19 protein-coding genes are annotated in these 20349 nt (G+C 62.5%); 9 read left to right on the top strand and 10 right to left on the bottom strand.

The window, feature by feature from the left end; genetic code table 11:
- Positions 1–2: 2 nt before the first annotated feature.
- From aroK to pilM, 5 genes are read right to left on the bottom strand one after another with little or no spacing between them, the layout of a single operon-like run.
- On the bottom strand, positions 3–521 hold the full coding sequence (aroK, locus tag J3A98_RS25885) for a shikimate kinase AroK (protein ID WP_176684787.1): 519 nt from the start codon (positions 519–521) through the stop codon (positions 3–5).
- 4 nt (positions 522–525) lie between these two features.
- Positions 526–1788: a type IV pilus secretin PilQ family protein gene (locus tag J3A98_RS25880; protein WP_209969434.1), complete on the bottom strand. Its 1263-nt coding sequence runs from the start codon at positions 1786–1788 to the stop codon at positions 526–528.
- Positions 1712–2713 carry a pilus assembly protein PilP gene (locus J3A98_RS25875; protein WP_176684828.1) on the bottom strand — a complete coding sequence of 334 codons (1002 nt, stop codon included), beginning with the start codon at positions 2711–2713 and terminating at the stop codon, positions 1712–1714. The genes J3A98_RS25880 and J3A98_RS25875 overlap by 77 nt, the downstream gene beginning before the upstream one ends.
- An 11-nt stretch (positions 2714–2724) precedes the next feature.
- Positions 2725–3261 carry a PilN domain-containing protein gene (locus tag J3A98_RS25870; RefSeq protein WP_176684785.1) on the bottom strand — a complete coding sequence of 179 codons (537 nt, stop codon included), beginning with the start codon at positions 3259–3261 and terminating at the stop codon, positions 2725–2727.
- Positions 3258–4139, bottom strand: a complete 882-nt coding sequence (gene pilM / locus J3A98_RS25865) for a pilus assembly protein PilM (protein ID WP_209969431.1) — start codon at positions 4137–4139, stop codon at positions 3258–3260. Before pilM ends, J3A98_RS25870 begins: the two co-directional genes overlap by 4 nt.
- Positions 4140–4342: 203 nt before the next feature.
- On the opposite strand from pilM, the gene J3A98_RS25860 reads away from it, so the two are divergent.
- Entirely contained in the window at positions 4343–6796 is a 2454-nt protein-coding gene (locus J3A98_RS25860; RefSeq protein WP_209969426.1) for a penicillin-binding protein 1A, read from the top strand.
- Positions 6797–6976: 180 nt separating this feature from the next.
- On the opposite strand, the gene J3A98_RS25855 is transcribed toward J3A98_RS25860, so the two are convergent.
- The 3 genes from J3A98_RS25855 to rpmE all read right to left on the bottom strand — a co-directional run bounded on the left by J3A98_RS25855 (position 6977) and on the right by rpmE (position 9463).
- A complete protein-coding gene (locus J3A98_RS25855) occupies positions 6977–8245 on the bottom strand; it encodes a malic enzyme-like NAD(P)-binding protein (protein ID WP_003249133.1) in 1269 nt (422 codons plus the stop codon).
- Positions 8246–8423: 178 nt separating this feature from the next.
- On the bottom strand, positions 8424–9245 hold the full coding sequence (locus J3A98_RS25850) for a thermonuclease family protein (RefSeq protein WP_209969423.1): 822 nt from the start codon (positions 9243–9245) through the stop codon (positions 8424–8426).
- A gap of 2 nt (positions 9246–9247) precedes the next feature.
- Positions 9248–9463 carry a 50S ribosomal protein L31 gene (gene rpmE, locus J3A98_RS25845; RefSeq protein WP_003249127.1) on the bottom strand — a complete coding sequence of 72 codons (216 nt, stop codon included), beginning with the start codon at positions 9461–9463 and terminating at the stop codon, positions 9248–9250.
- 167 nt (positions 9464–9630) lie between these two features.
- On the opposite strand from rpmE, the gene J3A98_RS25840 reads away from it, so the two are divergent.
- The 3 genes from J3A98_RS25840 (at position 9631) to J3A98_RS25830 (ending at position 14474) form a co-directional block, all read left to right on the top strand.
- Complete coding sequence (locus J3A98_RS25840) at positions 9631–11850, top strand: primosomal protein N' (RefSeq protein ID WP_209969419.1); 2220 nt, start codon at positions 9631–9633, stop codon at positions 11848–11850.
- Between the two features lie 187 nt (positions 11851–12037).
- A complete protein-coding gene (gene argS, locus J3A98_RS25835) occupies positions 12038–13774 on the top strand; it encodes an arginine--tRNA ligase (protein WP_209969416.1) in 1737 nt (578 codons plus the stop codon).
- 1 nt (position 13775) lies between these two features.
- Positions 13776–14474 (top strand): SPOR domain-containing protein, encoded by a 699-nt coding sequence (locus J3A98_RS25830; RefSeq protein ID WP_053870424.1) that lies wholly within the window; start codon positions 13776–13778, stop codon positions 14472–14474.
- A 92-nt stretch (positions 14475–14566) separates the two neighbouring features.
- Here J3A98_RS25830 and J3A98_RS25825 read toward each other — a convergent pair whose 3' ends face one another.
- Positions 14567–14986 carry a TM2 domain-containing protein gene (locus J3A98_RS25825; RefSeq protein ID WP_209969413.1) on the bottom strand — a complete coding sequence of 140 codons (420 nt, stop codon included), beginning with the start codon at positions 14984–14986 and terminating at the stop codon, positions 14567–14569.
- A gap of 165 nt (positions 14987–15151) precedes the next feature.
- Here J3A98_RS25825 and J3A98_RS25820 point away from each other — a divergent pair, with 165 nt between their 5' ends.
- A complete protein-coding gene (locus J3A98_RS25820) occupies positions 15152–15775 on the top strand; it encodes a C40 family peptidase (protein WP_209969410.1) in 624 nt (207 codons plus the stop codon).
- A gap of 129 nt (positions 15776–15904) precedes the next feature.
- Here J3A98_RS25820 and J3A98_RS25815 read toward each other — a convergent pair whose 3' ends face one another.
- Complete coding sequence (locus J3A98_RS25815; protein ID WP_209969407.1) at positions 15905–16900, bottom strand: PilT/PilU family type 4a pilus ATPase; 996 nt, start codon at positions 16898–16900, stop codon at positions 15905–15907.
- A 65-nt stretch (positions 16901–16965) separates the two neighbouring features.
- Between J3A98_RS25815 and J3A98_RS25810 the strand changes: the two genes are divergently transcribed.
- The 4 genes from J3A98_RS25810 to J3A98_RS25795 all read left to right on the top strand — a co-directional run bounded on the left by J3A98_RS25810 (position 16966) and on the right by J3A98_RS25795 (position 20349).
- A complete protein-coding gene (locus J3A98_RS25810) occupies positions 16966–17652 on the top strand; it encodes a YggS family pyridoxal phosphate-dependent enzyme (RefSeq protein WP_209969404.1) in 687 nt (228 codons plus the stop codon).
- Between the two features lie 38 nt (positions 17653–17690).
- Positions 17691–18509, top strand: coding sequence for a pyrroline-5-carboxylate reductase (gene proC, locus J3A98_RS25805; protein ID WP_004575483.1), 819 nt, complete (start codon positions 17691–17693; stop codon positions 18507–18509).
- A 10-nt stretch (positions 18510–18519) separates the two neighbouring features.
- The gene (locus J3A98_RS25800) at positions 18520–19110 is read left to right on the top strand and encodes a YggT family protein (protein ID WP_012053960.1); all 591 of its coding nucleotides are present in this window, start codon (positions 18520–18522) and stop codon (positions 19108–19110) included.
- Between the two features lie 99 nt (positions 19111–19209).
- Positions 19210–20349, top strand: a complete 1140-nt coding sequence (locus J3A98_RS25795; RefSeq protein WP_209969400.1) for a homoserine O-acetyltransferase — start codon at positions 19210–19212, stop codon at positions 20347–20349.

The following is a 20349-nucleotide window of genomic DNA, read 5'->3' as shown; positions in this document are numbered from 1 at the left end:
GGTTAACGGGGCGGCAACTGCTGCAAGCGCTCGAGAATATCGATCACCACCATGCGTGGTGGCCGCTCGTCGGTTTCAACCACCAGGTCGGCGATCTCGCGGTAGAGCGGGTCACGGGTTTCCAGCAAGGTGCGCAAGGTCGCCTCGGGATTGGCCGTGCGCAGCAGCGGGCGATTGCGGTCGCGCGCAGTGCGACCGACTTGCTGCTCGACCGAAGCATGCAGGTAGATCACCCGGCCACCCTGATGCAGCGCCCGGCGGTTAGCCTCGCGCATCACCGCGCCACCGCCGGTGGCCAGAACCACACCGTCGAGCGCGCACAGCTCGGCGATCATCGCTTGCTCGCGATCACGGAAACCCGGCTCGCCTTCCTTGTCGAAAATCCACGGGATGTTTGCGCCGCATCGCAGTTCGATTTCCTTGTCGGAATCCTTGAACAGCAGGCGCAGCTCTTTGGCCAACAGGCGTCCGATGGTGCTTTTACCAGCGCCCATGGGCCCCACAAGTATCAAATTTCGCACAGAATCAACGACTCACAGCAATCGCCTGGTCACTCATGATACGCGGAGTCAGGAAGACCAGCAGCTCGGATTTTTTCTCTTGTAATGCATCGCGTCGAAACAGCCGCCCAACATACGGCAGATCGCCGAAAAATGGCACCTTGTCGACTACATTGTTTTGCGAAGTCGAGTAGACGCCACCGATCACGATCGTTTCGCCGTCAGCCACACGAACCTTGGCATTGACCTCGTTCTTGCGGATCGGCGGTACGTTGTTCAAGGCATTGACGTAATCCGGCTCGTCCTTGGTCACCCTGACGGTCATGATCACCTTGTTGTCCGGAGTGATCTGTGGCGTTACTTCCAGCGACAGCGAGGCTTCGCGAAACGATACCGAGGTAGCGCCGCTTTGGCTCGTTTCCTGGTAAGGCACCTCGGTACCCTTGAGGATCCTCGCCGTTTCCTTGTCAGCCGTGACCACCTTGGGCTGCGAAATGATTTCGCCGTTGCCGCTTTTTTCCATGGCACTGAGTTCCAGGTCCAGCAACACGTCACCGCGCAACAAACCAAGACCGATACTGCTGCCGGCACGCTCCAGGCCGAGGTCGACGAACAGTTCCTTGCCAGGCCGCAGCTTCTCGCCGTACAGCGGCCCACCCCAGCGTACCCCCAGGCTTTTCTCGTAATCGACGTTAGCCTCGACGATACGCGCCTCGATCGCTACCTGGCGCACCGGCACATCCAACTGCGCCACCAACTGGCGCAACTCGGCCAGGCGCTCAGCGGGCAGATACACCACCAGCGTATTGGTGCGCTCATCGACACTCAGGCTACCCGTGGGGATGCCGTCACCCTCCAGACTTGTCTGCAGCAACTGCGCCAAATCGGCGGCCTTGGCGTGGTGAATGGGCAGCAGCTCCCGACGCAGTGGCTGCAGGTGCCCATCCAGCACCTGACTCACACGGGCGTCTGCTGATTGCGTGGCAAACTCGGCTGCAGGCGCCACCAACAGCACATTGCCCTCCTGACGCCGGGACAGGCCCTTGCTGCGCAGCACCAGATCAAGCGCCTGATCCCACGGCACATCCTGCAAACGCAAAGTGACACTGCCTTGTACTGCATCACTGGCGACCAGGTTGACGCCGGCGTAGTCAGCCAGCACCTGCAGCACTGCTCGCACCTCAACATCCTGGAAGTTCAGCGACAGGGGCTCACCCTGATAAGGCGTCGCCGAAGCCAACGGGATCGACAACAGGGTTGCCAGCAGGTATTTCATCCATGTTCTCATTCGGGTCCGAGGCCTCCTTGCCCAGGCGCTTGGCGAGGGTGATGAACGCTGTGCGCTCGTGCCATACCCCCGCCATGAACAGCCGCTCACGCACTTCGACCTGGCGTTGGTCTATATGCATCACTACCCCCTGATCGCGCCCTACCCGGTCACCCGGACGCACGCGATAAAGCTTGCCAGCCGCCATCAGCAGTGCCTCGCGCGCCGTCCCGCGCGCCAGGCTGCCGACCATTTCCAGCTGCGCCAACGGCACGCCGACCAGACCGGCGCTGGCCACTCGCGCCGCAGCGGGAGCAAACGGATCCACTTCAGGTGCAGCCATTGCGGCCCTTGCCGGCAGGTGCGCCAGCATTGCAGGTGCCTTCATGGGCGTAGCCGCGTGATAGGCATCAACCCGCAACTGCAGACGCAACAACCCAGGCTGGCGATCAACGGCTGCCAGACTCATGTCACTGCTGCGCAGAACCCGTGCCTGGCCTAACCAGTCGTCCAGCCACAACCGCAAGGCCGGATAACGCCCTACCACTTGCACCACCAGCGGTACCTTGCTGAACCCGGCCTGTTGTTCGCCCTCACCTACATCGAGGCGCTCGACAAGCAAGCCATGCGCATGCCCCGACACTGCCAGCCGCTCAAGCAGGTCGCTCATGCTCTCCCCGGCAGCCAGATACCAGTACGCCTCTTGCAACCGCTGCTCGACAAGCACCACTAAAGCCTTCAGCCGCTCCAGTTCTGCCAACTGCGATGCACTGGCTGCCTGCAGCTGGCTCAGCTCGACATGCCTGGCATCCTCACGCGCCTGCTGCTGTAACAGTGGGGGCAGGCGTATCGCGCAGCCGAGGCCGAACAGCACAACAGCTACCAGCACTGGCGCCAACCGTCGGAAGCGGCCTGAGCGCTCGACCACCGCCAGCCAAGCGAGCATCTGTGCTGCACTCACGACCAAAACGCCGCAACGCGAGCGGTCAGCAAAAACTCATCGCCGTCCGGCAGGCTCTTGATGCGCTTGAGTTCCAGATCGAGCAAAACGTTCGAGCGGTTCAAATCGCGCATGAACTGCGCAACCACAGCACCGGACGCAGCCACCCCTGTCATTTGCAAGCGGCCACTATCAAGGCTCAGGTCTAGTAGCTGCACACCTTCAGGCAGCGCCCCTTCAAGGTCGGCGAACACACCGGCCAATACATCCTGATGGGCACGCAGGCCTTCCAAAGCCACCGCACGGGCAAGTAACGCTTCATGCTGTGCACGTACCTCGACCAGCGGCTGCAACTGCTCACCCAGTACGCCAAGGGTCGCTTGGCGCTGGGTATTGGCCAACACCTGCTGCTGCCCGCGTTGGCGGGCCAGCTGATCGACCAGCATCACCGCGCACAAAGCCAACAGCGCGCCAGCAACCAGCTGGCCTCGAAAGCGCCGCAGCGCCGCCTGACGCTGCCGTTCGCGCCAGGGCAGAAGGTTCAGCCGCATCATGGGCGCAACCCTCCCATGGCCAAGGCGCAGGCCAGAAGCATCGACCCATCGACATGTTCAAGCCCTGCCAGCCCAGGCAGGTACGTGCACGGCACATTCAGCCGGCTGCCAAGGCCTTGCAGCCAGCCCGGATTGATCGATGAGCTGCTGGCAACCCACAACCCCGCGGGCAGGCTCTGCCCGGCAAGCAAAGCCTGCAGGCGCTCTGGCCATTGCCCGCTCATGTCCGGGCCAGCCGTTTGCAGTTCAAAGCGCTGGTACGCCCTGCCCGGCTGCCAGTCATGAAGGGTCACGCTGCGGGCTTCGACACGCAGCAGTGCTGCTCCCTCAAGGCCGCCCCGTGGCAACATGCGGCACAAGGCAATGTTGTCGACCTCGACGGCTTCCAACTGCAAACCCGCCTCCTCGACGACGGCTTCGAGTGACGCCAGCGCACTCTGCCGACAGGCAGCAACCATCACCTCGGAACAATCTGGCTGGTCATGGGAAGCCCCCATGACCTGAAAGTCCAGGGCCAGGTCTTCCAGCGGGAACGGAAACAGCCGCTCTGCATCAGCTAGCAACTGCGCCTCCAACTGTGCCCCATCCTCCTCCACGGGCAGATGGCACAACTTGCAGATAACCTGACTCGCCGGCAGCGCCAGCGCCACCCGGCGTTGCCTGATGCCGCTGCGCCGATAAGCTCGCTGCAGCGCAGCCACCACCACTTCAGGCTTTGCGACCCAGTCATCGGCCAGCGGCGTCTGAAACAGCTCTTGTGCCGACCCCATTACACGGCAGCGCCGATTGCGCTGCTGCAGTTGCATTATCCGAACGGCGTCGGGCGTGATTTCCACCCCCACGAGTGAACCGGCATCCTTGCCGAAGCGTCCAAGCATGGCGACTCCTTTGCTGTCTGTTGCAGCTGCCAAGCGCAGCCACCTGTCGCAACCCCGCGGCAACACTGGGCCGGAGCTACTCATCGAGTCGACGGGTAGCCTGGCCGGTCACCCGGAGAGGCGAAAAATGCTTATAATGCCCAGCGTTTTTTGGTCCACCGGACCTGCGTGCAATCCACTCCCAACCTGGACACCGAAAAGCCTTGATACGTCTGCTGAAGTTCTTCTGGTGGTCTTCCGTCGCAGTCATCTGCGCGCTCGCACTCGGTGTGAGCGGTGCGTTTCTGTATCTTAGCCCCAGCCTGCCCTCGGTCGAGTCCCTCAGAAGCATCCAGTTGCAGATCCCCCTCAGGGTGTACAGCAGCGATGGCAAGCTGATTGCCGAATTCGGCGAAATGCGCCGCTCGCCGATCCGCTTCGCGGATATTCCCCCACAATTCATTCAGGCGCTGCTGTCAGCCGAGGACGACAATTTCCTCAACCATTACGGTGTCGACCCCGGCAGCCTGATGCGAGCCGCGACCCAACTGGTGAAAACCGGTCATATCCAGACCGGCGGTAGCACCATCACCATGCAGGTGGCGAAGAACTTCTTCCTCACCAGCGAGCGCAGCTTCTCACGCAAGACCAACGAAATCCTGCTGGCCCTGCAGATCGAGCGTGAGCTGACCAAGGACGAAATCCTTGAGCTGTACGTGAACAAGATCTACCTGGGCAACCGCGCCTACGGTATCGATGCAGCTGCACAGGTGTACTACGGCAAGTCCATCCGTGACGTGAGCCTGGCGCAGATGGCGATGATCGCGGGCCTGCCCAAGGCACCGTCACGCTTCAACCCGCTGGCCAACCCGGTGCGTGCCAAAGAGCGCCGCGACTGGATCCTCGGGCGCATGTACAAGCTGGGCAAGATCGACGAGGCCAGCTACCAGGCCGCCCTGGCCGAGCCGCTCAACGCCAGCTACCACGTGCCGACGCCTGAGGTGAATGCCCCGTACATCGCTGAAATGGCACGCGCGGAAATGGTCGGCCGCTACGGCAGCGACGCCTACACCGAAGGCTTCCGCGTCACGACCACCGTGCCTAGCGACATGCAGGAAATGGCCAACAAGGCCGTCCTCAAAGGGCTCTCCGATTACGACGAGCGCCACGGCTATCGTGGCCCTGAAGCACGTTTCCCGGGCCGCACCCCGGCAGCCTGGCTGAAGGAGCTGGGCAAGCAACGCACCCTTGGCGACCTGGAGCCAGCCATTGTCACCCAGGTGGAACAAACCGGCCTCAAGGTGCTGACCCGTGACGGCCAAGAGGCGCAGGTTGCCTGGGACACCATGAAATGGGCGCGTCCGTTCATCAACAACAACGCCCAGGGCCGCGCACCGCAATCGCCGGCCGACGTGGCCCAGGTCGGTGACCTGGTGCGCCTGCAACGCCTCGAAGATGGCACGTTGAAGTTCAGCCAGGTACCCGCTGCGCAAAGCGCCCTGGTCACCCTCGACCCGAACAGCGGCGCCATCCGCGCCCTGGTTGGCGGTTTCTCGTTCGAGCAGAGCAACTACAACCGCGCCGTGCAGGCCAAGCGCCAACCGGGCTCAAGCTTCAAGCCATTCGTCTACAGCGCCGCGCTGGACAGCGGCTACACCGCTTCCAGCCTGGTCAACGATGCGCCGATCGTGTTCGTTGACGAGTCGGTGGATAAAGTGTGGCGACCGAAGAATGACAACAACACCTTCCTCGGCCCTATCCGCATGCGCGAGGCGCTGTACAAGTCGCGTAACCTGGTGTCGATCCGCCTGCTGCAAGCCATGGGCGTGGACCGCACCATCGACTACATCGCCAAGTTCGGCTTCAACAAACAGGACCTGCCGCGCAACCTGTCGCTGGCCCTGGGCACCGCTACCCTGACCCCGATGGAAATTGCCACCGGCTGGAGTACCTTTGCCAACGGTGGCTACAAGATCACCCCGTACCTGATCGACCGCATCGAAAGCCGCAGCGGCGAGACACTGTTCACCGCCAACCCGGCCCGCGTACCGCAGGGTGCCGAGGACCAGGCGGGCCTGGCCGCCCCCGAGCAGCCAATCAGCACTGCGGCCATGCCAGGCGAGGCACCTGCTGCCCTCAGCCAGGTGGCCGCCGCACCGCAAACGCCAGCAGTGGCCGAACAGATCATCGACGGGCGTACCACCTACATCCTCACCAGCATGCTGCAGGATGTGATCAAGCGCGGCACCGGCCGCCGGGCCCTGGCCTTGGGCCGTACCGACCTGGCGGGCAAGACGGGGACTACCAACGAATCCAAGGACGCCTGGTTCTCCGGTTACAACGCCGATTACGTGACTACCGTTTGGGTCGGCTTCGACCAGCCGGAAACCCTCGGCCGCCGCGAATATGGCGGGACTGCGGCACTGCCGATCTGGATGAGTTTCATGGGCGCGGCGCTCAAGGACAAGCCTGCGCATGCCCCGGCAGAGCCGGAAGGCATTCTCAGCTTGCGCGTCGACCCGGTCAGCGGTCGAGCAGCATCGCCGAGCACACCGAATGCCTACTTCGAGCTGTTCAAAGCCGAAGATTCACCGCCGTCGGTGGACGAACTGGGCAATGGCGTGGCACCGGGCAGCCCGCTGCCAGCCGATGAAGCGACGCCGATGGATCTGTTCTGAAACAGGGCGCCTGACTCAGGTTTTGCGTGGGCGCGTGAATCGAGCGCCGCGCAGGCGGCGCTCGATCTGATAGGCGCCGCAAGTGCCCTGACGAACACCCTGCAGCCCTGACACATTCCCAAGCCCCAATAAAAAGCCCCGGCTCATGCGAGCCGGGGCTTTTTAGTGTCGCTGCGGCAATCAGCCGTTGAACACTTCATCCACGCTGGTCAGCGGGTAATGCTTCGGATAAGGCAGGGTAGCCACGCCAGATTCGATGGCGGCCTTGGCCACAGCATCGGAAACGACGGTGATCAAGCGTGCATCCAGCGGCTTCGGAATGATGTACTCACGGCCGAACTCCAGGCCTTCAACACCATAGGCTTCGCAAACTTCCTTCGGCACTGGCAGCTTGGCCAGGTCTTTCAGGGCGATAGCGGCAGCGATCTTCATTTCTTCGTTGATACGCTTGGCGCGAACGTCCAGAGCACCACGGAAGATGAACGGGAAGCCCAGCACGTTGTTGACCTGGTTCGGGTAGTCGGAACGACCGGTCGCCATGATCACGTCGTTGCGAGTGGCATGCGCCAGCTCTGGGGAGATTTCCGGGTCCGGGTTCGAGCAGGCGAACACGATCGGGTTGGCGGCCATCGACTTCAGGCCTTCTGGGCTCAGCAGGTTCGGGCCAGACAGGCCTACGAACACGTCGGCACCGTCAAGGGCGTCGGCCAGGGTGCGCTTGTCGGTGGCGTGGGCGAACTGCGCCTTGTATTGGTTCAGGTCGTCACGGCCAGCGTGGATCACGCCACTACGGTCGATCATGAAGATGTTCTCGACCTTCGCACCCATGCTTACCAGCAGCTTCATGCAGGAGATGGCAGCAGCGCCGGCGCCCAGGCAGACGATCTTGGCGTCTTCCAGTTTCTTGCCGGCGATTTCCAGGGCGTTGATCATGCCAGCGGCAGTCACGATGGCAGTACCGTGCTGGTCATCGTGGAACACCGGAATGTCGCACTGTTCGATCAGGGTACGTTCGATTTCAAAGCACTCAGGTGCCTTGATGTCTTCAAGGTTGATGCCACCGAAGGTGATCGAAATGCGGCGAACGGTGTCGATGAACGCTTGCGGGCTTTCCGACTCGACTTCGATGTCGAACACATCGATACCGGCGAAACGCTTGAACAGAACACCCTTGCCTTCCATGACCGGCTTGGAAGCCAGTGGGCCAAGATCACCCAGACCGAGGATGGCAGTGCCATCGGAAATCACCGCAACCAGGTTGCCTTTGCCGGTGTATTTGTAAGCCAGCTCTGGATCACGGCCAATTTCGCGCACCGGCTCTGCAACACCTGGGCTGTAGGCCAGGGCGAGATCACGGGCGGTGGCAGTGGGCTTGGAGAGTTCAACGCTCAGTTTCCCCGGACGAGGTTGAGCGTGATATTCGAGAGCGGCGGTTTTCAGGTCTGACATGGTGGGCATTCCGCTATTTACTGTTCTGACGGACCGCCGAGGATACGCAAAGAGCCGGGGAGCCACAAGACTGGCCGGTCACTTGTGTCAAGGCCTTTAGCCTACGACTTTACGCTACAACCCACGGGGGCATACGACCTACAGTGTGTACAATCCAGTAGCGAAATGTCTACATCTTTTAGCCTGAAGTACGCTCCAACATGCTCGGATCGGTCAATGGCAACACCCAGCGTCGCTGCTCGTGCTTGAGGCCACCCCTGCGGGAACGATCCAGCACCCAGCCGCGCGCTTCGACCTGGCGTCCCTTGAGGTTATCGAAGAAACTGGCAGGGAAGTTGCGCTGCAGACGAGCGGGAACCTGCAGCACCATGGTACTGCCCAGAGTAAGCCAGACCCCGCCACGGTTTCGCTCGATGCCTTCGATACGACCACGTACAACAGCGAACCCTGACTGCCTGACGTCGCCTGCAGGCACCACGGGTGAACGCCGCCACAGGCCAGCGCCAGCCTGGCGCGCCACTTGTTCGGCAAGCTGCTGGCAGCCGCTGAAACGCACATTAGGGGCAATTGCCACGCGATAGCCCAAGCCCTCGCTAAGCAATTGTGCTTGCAGATTGTCGCCATTGCGGCTGTAGATGTGCGCCAGTGTGCGACCGTACTTGTCTTTACCTTCAACACCAGGCACCAGCCCGACGCGATGGTCACTGGCCTTTACCAAGGCCTGCAATCGCCGCCTGGCAGCTTCGGCATAGGGCTCACTGCTACGTCCCTTGCGACCGATTTCCGGTGCATTGATGCCGATCAGCCGCACACTGCGGCCATCGACCAGACGCAAGGTGTCGCCATCGACCACCTGTCGTACCGCTACCCATTGGGGCTTATCCGGCTGCGGGCAGAACGCCAGGACCGGGAAATGCCAGATAACGCCCACAAAAAAGGCGCCCACAAGGGGCGCCTTCTTCAGCAACAATGCGAAACCCGAAGGATTCGCCATGCGCATGATTACTTCTTGGCACCGAACATGCCGAAGCGATCGGCGAACTTCTGTACGCGACCACCGGTGTCCAGAACTTTCTGCTTACCGGTGTAGAACGGGTGGCACAGGTTGCAAACGTCGATCGACAGGACATTGCCCAGGGTCGAACGAGTTTCGAACTTGTTACCGCAGCTGCAGGTGACTGCAACTACTTCGTAGTTCGGGTGGATACCTTCTTTCATGGTCACTTCCTCGAGCTGCGTGCCGCCACCCAACACCAATTGTTGAATACCGCACGTAATTAGGCGGCGAATAATACCAGAGCACACCGTCAGCGCAAGATGTCGCTTGCACCGACCGTCGTCTGCTAGGCTCGCCAGTCCTTGTAACGCCCTCCGAGACTTTTCGCGTGTCCGACGTCATCCTGCGCCTTGCCCTGCCCTCTCCGCTGCGGCGCCTGTTCGACTACAAGGCACCGGCGAGCATGGCGCGCCTGACCTTGACCCCTGGCATGCGTATCCGCGTGCCCTTTGGCCGCCGCGAAATGATCGGTGTACTGATAGAAGTGTGCACGCAGAGCGAAGTGCCCGCCGACAAACTGAAGCCAGCCAGCGCCCTGCTCGACCCGGTGTCCCCCATCCCAGCGTCGCTGTTCAAGTTGTGCCTGTGGACCGCCCAGTACTACCAGCACAGCCTGGGCGATACCCTGAGCTGGGCGTTGCCCACGCTGCTGCGCCAGGGCGAAGCCGCCGAAATGCGCCAAGAGCGTTTCTGGCACATAGCCCCTGGCGCCCGCCTGGAAGACCCGCGCATTGCCCGCGCGCCGCGCCAGCGCGACGCCCTCAAGACCCTGGCCCAGCATCCGCACGGCGTGGCCCACAGCCTGCTGGCCAAACTCAACCTGAACAAGGACAGCCTCGACCTGCTGCTGGCCAAGGATCTGGTGCAGGTCGAGACGCGCCGCCACCTGCCGGCACTACGCCATGAGCACTGGCTGGCACAACCGGAACTGCCGCTCAACGAAGAACAACGCGATGCCTTCGACGCCGTATGCGAAGGCTTTGGCGGTTTCGGCGCGTTCTTGCTGGCCGGCGTCACCGGTAGTGGGAAGACCGAGGTCTACCTGCAACTGATCCGCGAAACCCTGGAAGCCGGCAAGCAGGCGCTGGTGCTGATCCCGGAGATCAACCTCGGCCCGCAAACCCTTGCGCGCTTCGAGCAACGCTTCAACGCGCGTATTGCCCTGCTGCACTCGGCGGTGAACGACCGCGAACGCCTGGATGCCTGGCTAGCGGCTCGGGACGGCGAGGCCGATATCATCATCGGCACCCGCTCGGCCTTGTTCACGCCGATGAAAAACCCTGGACTGATCATCATCGACGAAGAGCACGACGGCTCCTATAAACAGCAGGAAGGCCTGCGTTACCACGCCCGCGACCTGGCGCTGGTACGCGCTCACCAGGAGAACATTCCGATCCTGCTCGGCTCCGCCACCCCGTCGCTGGAAACCCTGCATAACGCCCTGACCGGCCGTTACCGCCTGCTGCGTATGAACCAGCGCGCCGGAGGGGCACGCCCGCCGCGCATGCTGCGCCTGGATGTGAAAAGCCTGCCGCTGGACAGCGGCATCAGCGGCCCGCTGCAGCAGGCTATCCGACAGACGCTGGAGGCCGGCCAACAAGTGCTGGTGTTCCTCAACCGCCGCGGCTTTGCTCCAACCCTGCTGTGCCACGATTGCGGCTGGCTGTCCGAATGCCCACGCTGCGATGCGCGCATGACCGTGCACCAGCGCTCCGGCGTGCTGCGCTGCCACCACTGTGGCTATGACGAACGCCTGCCGCACCAGTGCCCGCAATGCAACCACGTCGACCTGCGCCCGGTCGGCGCCGGCACCGAGCGCGCCGAAGAGCGCCTGAAGGTGCTGTTCCCGGATTACCCGATCCTGCGTGTGGACCGCGACAGCACGGCACGCAAGGACGCCATGCACAACCTGTTCAGCACCATCCAGCGCGGCCAGCCGAGCATCCTCGTCGGCACCCAGATGCTCGCCAAGGGCCACCACTTCCCGCGGGTGACGCTGGTGGCCATCCTTGATGCCGATGGCGGGCTGTTTTCCGGCGACTTCCGCGCCAGCGAGCGCATGGCACAACTTATCGTGCAGGTGGCCGGGCGGGCCGGGCGGGCCGAAGAACCCGGCAAGGTCATCATCCAGACCCACCTGGCAGACCACCCACTGCTGGTACAGCTAACCGAGCAAGGCTACTTCGCTTTCGCCGAACAGGCCCTGGACGAACGCCGGGCCGCCGGGCTGCCGCCCTACTCACACCTGGTCTTGCTGCGTGCCGAAGCACACAAGCCGGGGCAGGCCGAAGGTTTCCTCGACGAAGCCTGTGCCGCCGCCGAGCGCCTGGTGGCCGAACAACGCCTGCCGGGCATCGAACTGCTGGGCCCGGTACCGGCACCCATGGAGCGTCGCGCCGGACGATTCCGCGCGCAGCTGTTGATACAGGCCAATACCCGGGCGCCGTTGCATCGACTGATCAGCGCCTGGTTGCTAGTGTTGGAACAGATGCCAAGCGGGCGCCAGGTGCGCTGGTCGCTGGATGTCGACCCGGTAGACCTGTATTGAGCTGCAAGCTGCGAGTTACCAGCCGCAAGCATGCGCCGGGTGGGTGCGATGCCGCTTTTTCTTGCAGCTTGTGGTCTCCAGCTTGCCGCCCAAAGGTTGGCAACCTGCTCCCGGCAACGGATAATGCCCAGTTTTTCCACCTGCGCATCCAGGCGCTCACCGCGCTTGCGGTCGAAAAGAGATCCCCATGAAAGACACCATTCGCCAGCTGATCCAGCAAGCCCTCACCCAACTCGTCACCGACGGTGTGCTGCCTGAAGGGCTGTCGCCGGCGATCCAGGTGGAAAACGCCCGGGACAAGACCCACGGCGACTTCGCCAGCAACATCGCCATGATGCTGGCCAAGCCGGCCGGCATGAAGCCGCGCGACCTCGCCGAAAAACTGATCAACGCCCTGCCGGCCAGCGCCGACATCAGCAAGGTTGAGATCGCAGGCCCCGGCTTCCTCAACTTCTTCCAGAACACCGACGCCCTGGCCAACCGCCTGGATGCCGCCCTGGCCGACGCCCACCTGGGTGCGCGCAAAGCCGGTCCGGCGCAAAAGGTGGTGATCGACATGTCGGCACCCAACCTGGCCAAGGAAATGCACGTCGGCCACCTGCGCTCGACCATCATCGGTGACAGCGTTGCACGCGTGCTGGAGTTCCTGGGCGACAACGTCATCCGCCAGAACCACGTCGGCGACTGGGGTACCCAGTTCGGCATGCTGATGGCCTACCTGCAGGAAAACCCGATCACCAGCGACGAGCTGTCGGACCTGGAAAACTTCTACCGCGCGGCGAAGAAACGCTTCGATGAATCGGAAGAGTTCGCCACTCGCGCCCGCGGCCTGGTGGTCAAGTTGCAAGCCGGTGACCCCGAGTGCCTGGCCCTGTGGACTCGCTTCAAGGATATCTCGCTGTCGCACTGCCAGAAGACCTACGAGTTGCTCAACGTCAAGCTGACCATGGCCGACGTGATGGGCGAAAGCGCCTACAACGACGACTTGGCCAACGTGGTGGCCGACCTCAAGGCCAAGGGCCTGCTGGTGGAAGACCAGGGCGCCCAATGCGTGTTCCTCGACGAGTTCAAGAACAGCGAAGGCGACCCCCTGCCGGTGATCGTGCAGAAGGCCGACGGCGGCTACCTGTACGCGACCACCGACCTGGCTGCCGTGCGTTACCGCAGCAACGTGTTGAAAGCTGACCGCGCACTGTACTTCGTCGACCAGCGCCAGGCCCTGCACTTCAACCAGGTGTTCGAAGTAGCCCGCCGCGCAGGCTTCGTCAGCCACCCGATGCAAATGGAGCACATGGGCTTCGGCACCATGAACGGCGCCGACGGCCGCCCGTTCAAGACCCGTGACGGCGGCACCGTGAAGCTGATCGACCTGCTCACCGAGGCCAAGGAGCGCGCCTACGCGCTGGTCAAGGAAAAGAACCCGAGCCTGGCCGACGACGAACTGCGCCACATCGGCGAGGTGGTGGGCATTGGCGCGGTGAAATACGCCGACCTGTCCAAGCACCGCACCAGCGACTACAGCTTCAACTTCGAGCTGATGCTCAACTTCGAAGGCAACACCGCGCCTTACCTGCTGTACGCTTACACCCGCGTAGCCGGCGTGTTCCGCAAGCTGGGCAAAGGCTTTGACGAAGTCGACGGCAAAATCGTGCTGCAGGCTGCCCACGAACAAGATTTGGCCGCGCGCCTGGCGCAGTTTGGCGAAATTCTCAACAACGTCGCCGAAAAAGGCACGCCGCATGTGCTGTGCAGCTACCTGTACGACCTGGCCGGCCTGTTCTCCAGCTTCTACGAGAACTGCCCGATCCTCGCTGCCGAAACCCCTTCGCAGCAGCAGAGCCGGCTGCGCCTGGCCGCCCTGACCGGCCGCACCCTCAAACAAGGTCTGGAACTGCTCGGCCTGGAAACCCTGGAGCGCATGTAAGTTGGCTGCCAAGAAAAAACCTGCTCCGAAACGCGGCGCCAGCCGCCAGACGGCACCGGCCAAACAGCCGATCCCCGGCTGGGTATGGCTGGCGGTCGGCCTGACCGTAGGCGCGTTCATCGTATTCCTGATGAAGCTCGAACCCGGTGGCGACGACATCAAACGCACCAAACCCGAGCAGCAGAAGCCGGCGAAAACGGCCGAAGCCGGCAAGCCAGCGCAAGCTACCCCGCAACAGCCGGTGAAGCCGAAGTACGACTTCTACACCCTGCTGCCGGAGTCTGAGGTGATCGTGCCGCCGGAAGCCGTACCGGAGAAAACGCCACCAGTGCCGGCCCAGCCGGTAGCCCCGGTGACGCCTGCAGAAGCGGCGAAAATCGACACGGCGAGGGCACAGGCAGCGCTGCTCGGCCAGACCCCGCCACCGCCACCCCCCGTGATCAAGCCGGCGGCAACCACGCAGTACTTCCTTCAGGCCGGCTCGTTCCGCAAGCAGGCCGATGCCGACAAGGTACGGGCACAGATCATCCTGCTGGGCCAGTCTGTGAAGGTGGAGTCAGGCACGGTCAAGGAAGAAACCTGGTACCGCGTGCTGGTCGGGCCGTTCAGCAACCGCGAGCAGCTGACCGGGGCTCAGAAGCAGCTGGCTGGGGCCGGTTTCAGCAACCTGTTGCTGCAACAGCGGCAGACCCGCCAGTAACGAAGAAGGCCTTGCCGCAGCGATGCGACAAGGCCTTTTTTCATAGGGGCGGGCTAGCCCTTGAATGGGCTGTAAAACAGCCCCCGGCACCGTCAGCCCCGTCCCGCATTCCTTTCGGACACCTGGCTGTTCAACGTCCAGAAGTCATACAGCACCCCCACCAGAAACAACCCGCCGGTAAAGAAGTAGATGATCGCGGTGATCCACTTACCCTGATACAGCCGGTGCAGGCCAAACACACCCAGGAAGGTCAGCAGAATCCAGACGATGTTGTAGTCGATACGCCCCGATTGAAACCTCAGGTCGGCTTCACGGTCCATGGACGGAATCAGGAACAGGTCGATCAACCAACCAATGCCCAGCAAGCCCAAGGTGAAGAACCAGATGGTCCCGGTAATCGGCTTGCCGTAATAGAAACGATGGGAACCGGTGAAGCCGAAAATCCACAGCAGGTAGCCGATGGTTTTGCTGTGGGTGTCGTGAAAGGGCACCCCCTGTTGATAACTGTTCATTCATAGCCCCTGTGGGTTATCCAAAAATTTTCTAAGAAAAAATGTGACTTTTTCGTCGCAAGCCGACATACGGCACCTGGACAATCGACCAACGGATCAATAACTGATCAAAAAGCTGTTATAAAGTTGCGCGCCAACACACAACTATTCATAAGAGCTTCATCTATGCCGCCTTTGATCAAGACATGGCTGACCCTCTGCCTATTATTGCCCTTGGCCGCCCACGCCACCAATCGTGAGCAACGTCTTCCCAATGGTTTCACCGGCTACACGACCAACGCCTCGGTGAAACGCGCCCCCGTCAAACAGACCGCGCTACACGCCCGCCCAAGCAATGCCGCCAGCAGCCACGGTGCGCAGGTCACCGCCATGTCGCCGAAGCAAAGCAGCGATGTGCTCAGCCGTGCGGTAAATGTGCTCGGCACCCCTTATGTTTGGGGCGGCAGCAGCCCGAAAAAAGGCTTTGACTGCAGCGGGCTGGTCAAATACGCCTTCAACGACATCGCCGACGTCGATCTGCCGCGCACCTCCAATGCGATGGCCAAGGGCCACGGGGTGAAAGTGGCCAAGAAAGATCTGAAGCCTGGCGACCTGATTTTCTTCAACATCAAGAGCCGTCGGGTCAATCACGTCGCCATCTACCTGGGTAACGACCGTTTCATCCACGCTCCACGCCGTGGCAAGCGCGTGAGTATCGATACCTTGAGCAAGCCTTACTGGCAGAAGCACTACGTGGTGGCCAAACGGGTGCTGCCGAAAGAGCAGCAGCTGAGTCTGGCCAAGCGTTAATCTGATCGGCGCTATCCGGTACCGGCCCCTTCGCGGGCACGCCCGCTCCCACAGGTACCGCGTCGCTCTCGCGGGCAGCGCCATACTGTGGGAGCGGGCGCGCCCGCGAAAGGGCCTTTGCAGGTACTACTAGCTTTTGATCAACCCTCGCTCCCTCAGCCTCCGCATCGCCCCCTCCATCGTCCGCATCCCCTCCGCTGCCCCACCCTGCATCACCGAAGACAACTGCGCCAACCGCCCCTCCCGAACCAGGTTACGCACCGCCGGCGTCGCCACCAGCACTTCCCGCACAGCCACCCGCCCACCGCCCACGCGCCTGACCAGCACCTGCGCGACTACCAGGCGCAGCGACTCGGCCAGCATCGCCCGCACCAACGGTTTTTCCTCGGCAGCAAAAACCTCCACCAACCTGTCGAGGCTGCTGGTCGCCGAACGCGCATGCACGGTTGCCAGCACCAGGTGCCCGGTTTCGGCCGCGCGCAGGGCCAGGCGAATGGTTTCCAGGTCGCGCAACTCGCCGATCATGATCACGTCCGGATCCTGGCGCAGCGCACTGCGTAGCCCCTGAGCAAAGCCGCGGCTATGGCGCCCCATCTCACGCTGGTTGACCAGGCTGCGCTGGCTGCCATGGATGACCTCGACAGGGTCTTCCAAAGTAATGATGTGCAGTGCCCGCTCGCGGTTCAGTTGGTCGAGCAGCGTTGCCAGGGTGCTGGACTTGCCACTGCCGGTCGGCCCGCCCACGAGGATCAAGCCATCACTGCATTGCGCAACAGCTTGAAACACATCCGCAAGGTCCAGCTCGCTCACCGTGGCAATTCGCCCCGGAATCAGCCGAAAGGTCGCCGCCGGGCCATTCAACTGGCGAAACAGGTTCAGCCGAAAGCGCCCAAGCGTCGGCAACTCCAGCGCAAGGTCCAATTCATCGCCTTGGGCCCACTGCTGGCGCTGGTGGTCATCCAGCACGCTCGCCATGCCCTCGATCACGGCACCCGCGCTCAAGGGCGGCAAGCCCATACGCTGCAACTCGCCATCCAGGCGCAGCATCGGAATCTGGCCCGTCGCCAGGTGCAGGTCCGAAGCCCCCGCATCCACAGCTCGGGCCAACAGGTCGGTCACATCCATGAGACTCCCCAAAGGCCTTCAAGCAGGTAGAATGCCGCAGACCCTACAGCTGCCGGCATTGATCCATGTCCACCCTAGCAGACAACCTTTCCGCGATTTCCGCCCGTATCGCCAGTGCTGCCCAGGCAGTCGGGCGTGATCCGGCCAGCGTCCAGTTGCTGGCCGTGAGCAAGACCAAGCCCGCCAGCGCTATCCGTGAGATCCATGCCGCCGGTGTCCGCGACTTCGGGGAAAATTACCTACAGGAAGCACTGACAAAGCAGCAGGCGCTCAGCGACTTGCCCTTGATCTGGCACTTCATCGGCCCCATTCAGTCGAACAAGACCAAAGCCATCGCCGAGCACTTCGACTGGGTACATTCCGTGGACCGCCTGAAAATTGCCCAACGCCTGTCGGAACAGCGCCCTGCCGGCCTGGCACCGCTGAACATCTGCCTGCAGGTGAACGTCAGCGGCGAAGACAGTAAATCCGGCTGCGCCCCGGCTGACCTGCCCGCGTTGGCCGTAGCCGTAGCCGCACTGCCCAACCTGCGCCTGCGCGGACTGATGGCAATCCCCGAACCCACCGAAGACCGCACCACCCAAGAGGCCGCGTTCGCCAGCCTGCGCAAGTTGCAGGAAGGCCTCGGTCTTGGCCTGGATACCCTGTCCATGGGCATGAGCCACGACCTGGAAGCGGCCATCGCCCAGGGCGCGACGTGGGTACGGATTGGCACGGCCCTGTTCGGTGCCCGCGACTACGGCAACACTTGATTCCATGTTTCACTCACTCTTTCCCACAAGGACCTGACATGAGCAAGACACGTATTGCCTTTATCGGCGCCGGCAACATGGCCGCCAGCCTGATCGGTGGTCTGCGTGCCCAGGGCCTGGACGCCTCGCAGATCCGCGCCAGCGACCCGGGCGCCGAGACCCGCAGTCGCATCCAGGCCGAGCACGGCATTGAAGCGTTCGAGGACAACGCCCAGGCCATCGATGGCGCCGACGTCATCGTGCTGGCGGTCAAGCCACAAGTCATGAAAACCGTCTGTCAGGCGTTGCAACCCAACCTGCAGGATGGCCAGCTGATCGTTTCCATCGCCGCCGGTATCACGTGCGCCAGCCTGCAAAGCTGGGTGGGCGCTCGCCCGGTAGTGCGCTGCATGCCCAACACCCCGGCATTGCTGCGCCAAGGCGTGAGCGGCCTGTACGCCACCGCTGAAGTGTCCGGCGAACAGCGTCAGCAGGCCGAACAACTGCTGTCGGCCGTGGGCACCGCCCTGTGGCTGGAGCAGGAACAGCAACTGGACGCCGTGACTGCTGTGTCCGGCAGTGGCCCGGCGTACTTCTTCCTGCTGATCGAGGCCATGACTGCGGCCGGCGAAAAACTCGGCCTGCCACGCGAAACCGCCTCCCAACTGACCTTGCAGACGGCCCTGGGCGCGGCGCGCATGGCGGTTGCAAGCGATGTCGATGCCGCCGAACTGCGCCGCCGCGTCACCTCGCCCGCCGGCACCACGGAAGCGGCAATCAAGTCGTTCCAGGCCAGCGGCTTCGAAGCCATCGTCGAGCAGGCGCTGCAGGCTGCAGCCACGCGCTCCGCCGAGCTGGCCGAACAACTGGGCAAATAAGGAGCTTTAGATGAATGCACTGTCAGGCGCCGCGATTTTCGTGGTGCAAACCCTGGTAAGCCTTTACCTGGTAATCGTCCTGCTGCGCTTCGTACTGCAGTTGGTCAAGGCCAACTTCTACAACCCGCTGTGCCAGTTCGCAGTTCGTGCCACCCAACCACTGCTCAAGCCGATCCGCCGGATCATCCCCAGCGTTGGCGGGCTGGACACCTCGTCGCTGCTGCTGGCGGTGGTTATCCAAGCCCTGCTGATGGGCTTCGTGCTGATGGTCACCTACGGTACCTTCGGTGACGTCCTGCACCTGCTGATGTGGGCGATCATCGGCATCACCTCGCTGTTCCTGAAGATTTTCTGGGTGGCGATGATCGTCATGGTGATCGTGTCCTGGGTTGCACCCAACAGCCACAACCCGGCGGCCGAACTGGCCTACCAGATCAGCGAGCCAGTGCTGGCGCCATTCCGCCGCCTGGTACCAAATCTGGGCGGCATGGACATCTCGCCGATCTTCGCCTTCCTGGCGATCCAGGTAATCCAGTCGTTTGTCATGCCCCCGCTGGCTGCCTACGCCGGCATGCCTCAAGAGCTGTGGCGAATGATCTGAGGCTCGCCAGAGCCAGCTTGCCCCCAGTCGCAAGCCTTTGCTTGCCGCTGGGGGTAGCGCTCTTTAGACTTACGCCTCCGTCAAGCGTGAGCAGGGTCGATGTCAACTGTCTTTCCCGAAGATTCCGTCGGTCTGGTAGTACCGCAAACCGCCCGGTTCGATGAACCGCTGGCACTGGCCTGTGGCCGCTCACTGGCCAGTTACGAACTGGTCTACGAGACCTATGGCACCCTGAACGCCAGCGCGAGCAATGCCGTGCTGATCTGCCATGCCCTGTCCGGCCACCACCATGCCGCTGGCTACCATGCCGCCACCGACCGCAAGCCGGGCTGGTGGGACAGCTGCATCGGCCCCGGCAAGCCGATCGATACCAACCGCTTCTTCGTGGTCAGCCTGAACAACCTCGGCGGCTGCAACGGCAGCACCGGCCCCAGCAGCATCAACCCTGCCACCGGCAAACCGTATGGCGCCGATTTCCCCGTACTGACCGTAGAGGACTGGGTACACAGCCAGGTGCGCCTGGGCGAGCGCCTGGGCATCCAGCAATGGGCCGCTGTCGTCGGCGGCAGCCTTGGCGGCATGCAGGCGCTGCAATGGACCATCAGCTACCCCGAGCGTGTGCGCCATTGCGTCGACATTGCCTCGGCGCCCAAGCTGTCGGCGCAGAACATCGCCTTCAACGAGGTGGCGCGCCAGGCCATTCTCACCGACCCGGAGTTCCATGGCGGTTCGTTCCAGGACCAGGGCGTGATCCCCAAACGGGGCCTGATGCTGGCACGCATGGTCGGGCACATTACCTATCTCTCCGACGACTCGATGGGTGAAAAATTCGGCCGTGAGCTGAAAAGCGACAAGCTCAACTACGACTTCCACAGCGTCGAGTTTCAGGTCGAAAGCTACCTGCGCTATCAGGGCGAGGAGTTTTCCGGCCGTTTCGATGCCAATACCTACCTGCTGATGACCAAGGCACTGGACTATTTCGACCCGGCCGCCACGCACGGTGGTGACCTGGCAGCCACCCTGGCCCACGTCACGGCGGACTACTGCATCATGTCGTTCACCACCGACTGGCGCTTCTCTCCGGCCCGTTCACGTGAGATCGTCAACGCGCTGATGGCCGCGCGCAAGAACGTCTGTTACCTGGAGATCGATTCGCCCTACGGGCACGATGCCTTCCTGATCCCCACACCTCGCTACATGCAGGGTTTCTCGAACTACATGAACCGCATTGCCATCTGA

Source organism: Pseudomonas sp. BP6 (assembly GCF_017875935.1).
GTDB lineage: Bacteria > Pseudomonadota > Gammaproteobacteria > Pseudomonadales > Pseudomonadaceae > Aquipseudomonas > Aquipseudomonas putida_Y.
Note: the sequence above shows the minus strand (reverse complement) of the source record. Positions and strands in the feature narration are given on the sequence as shown.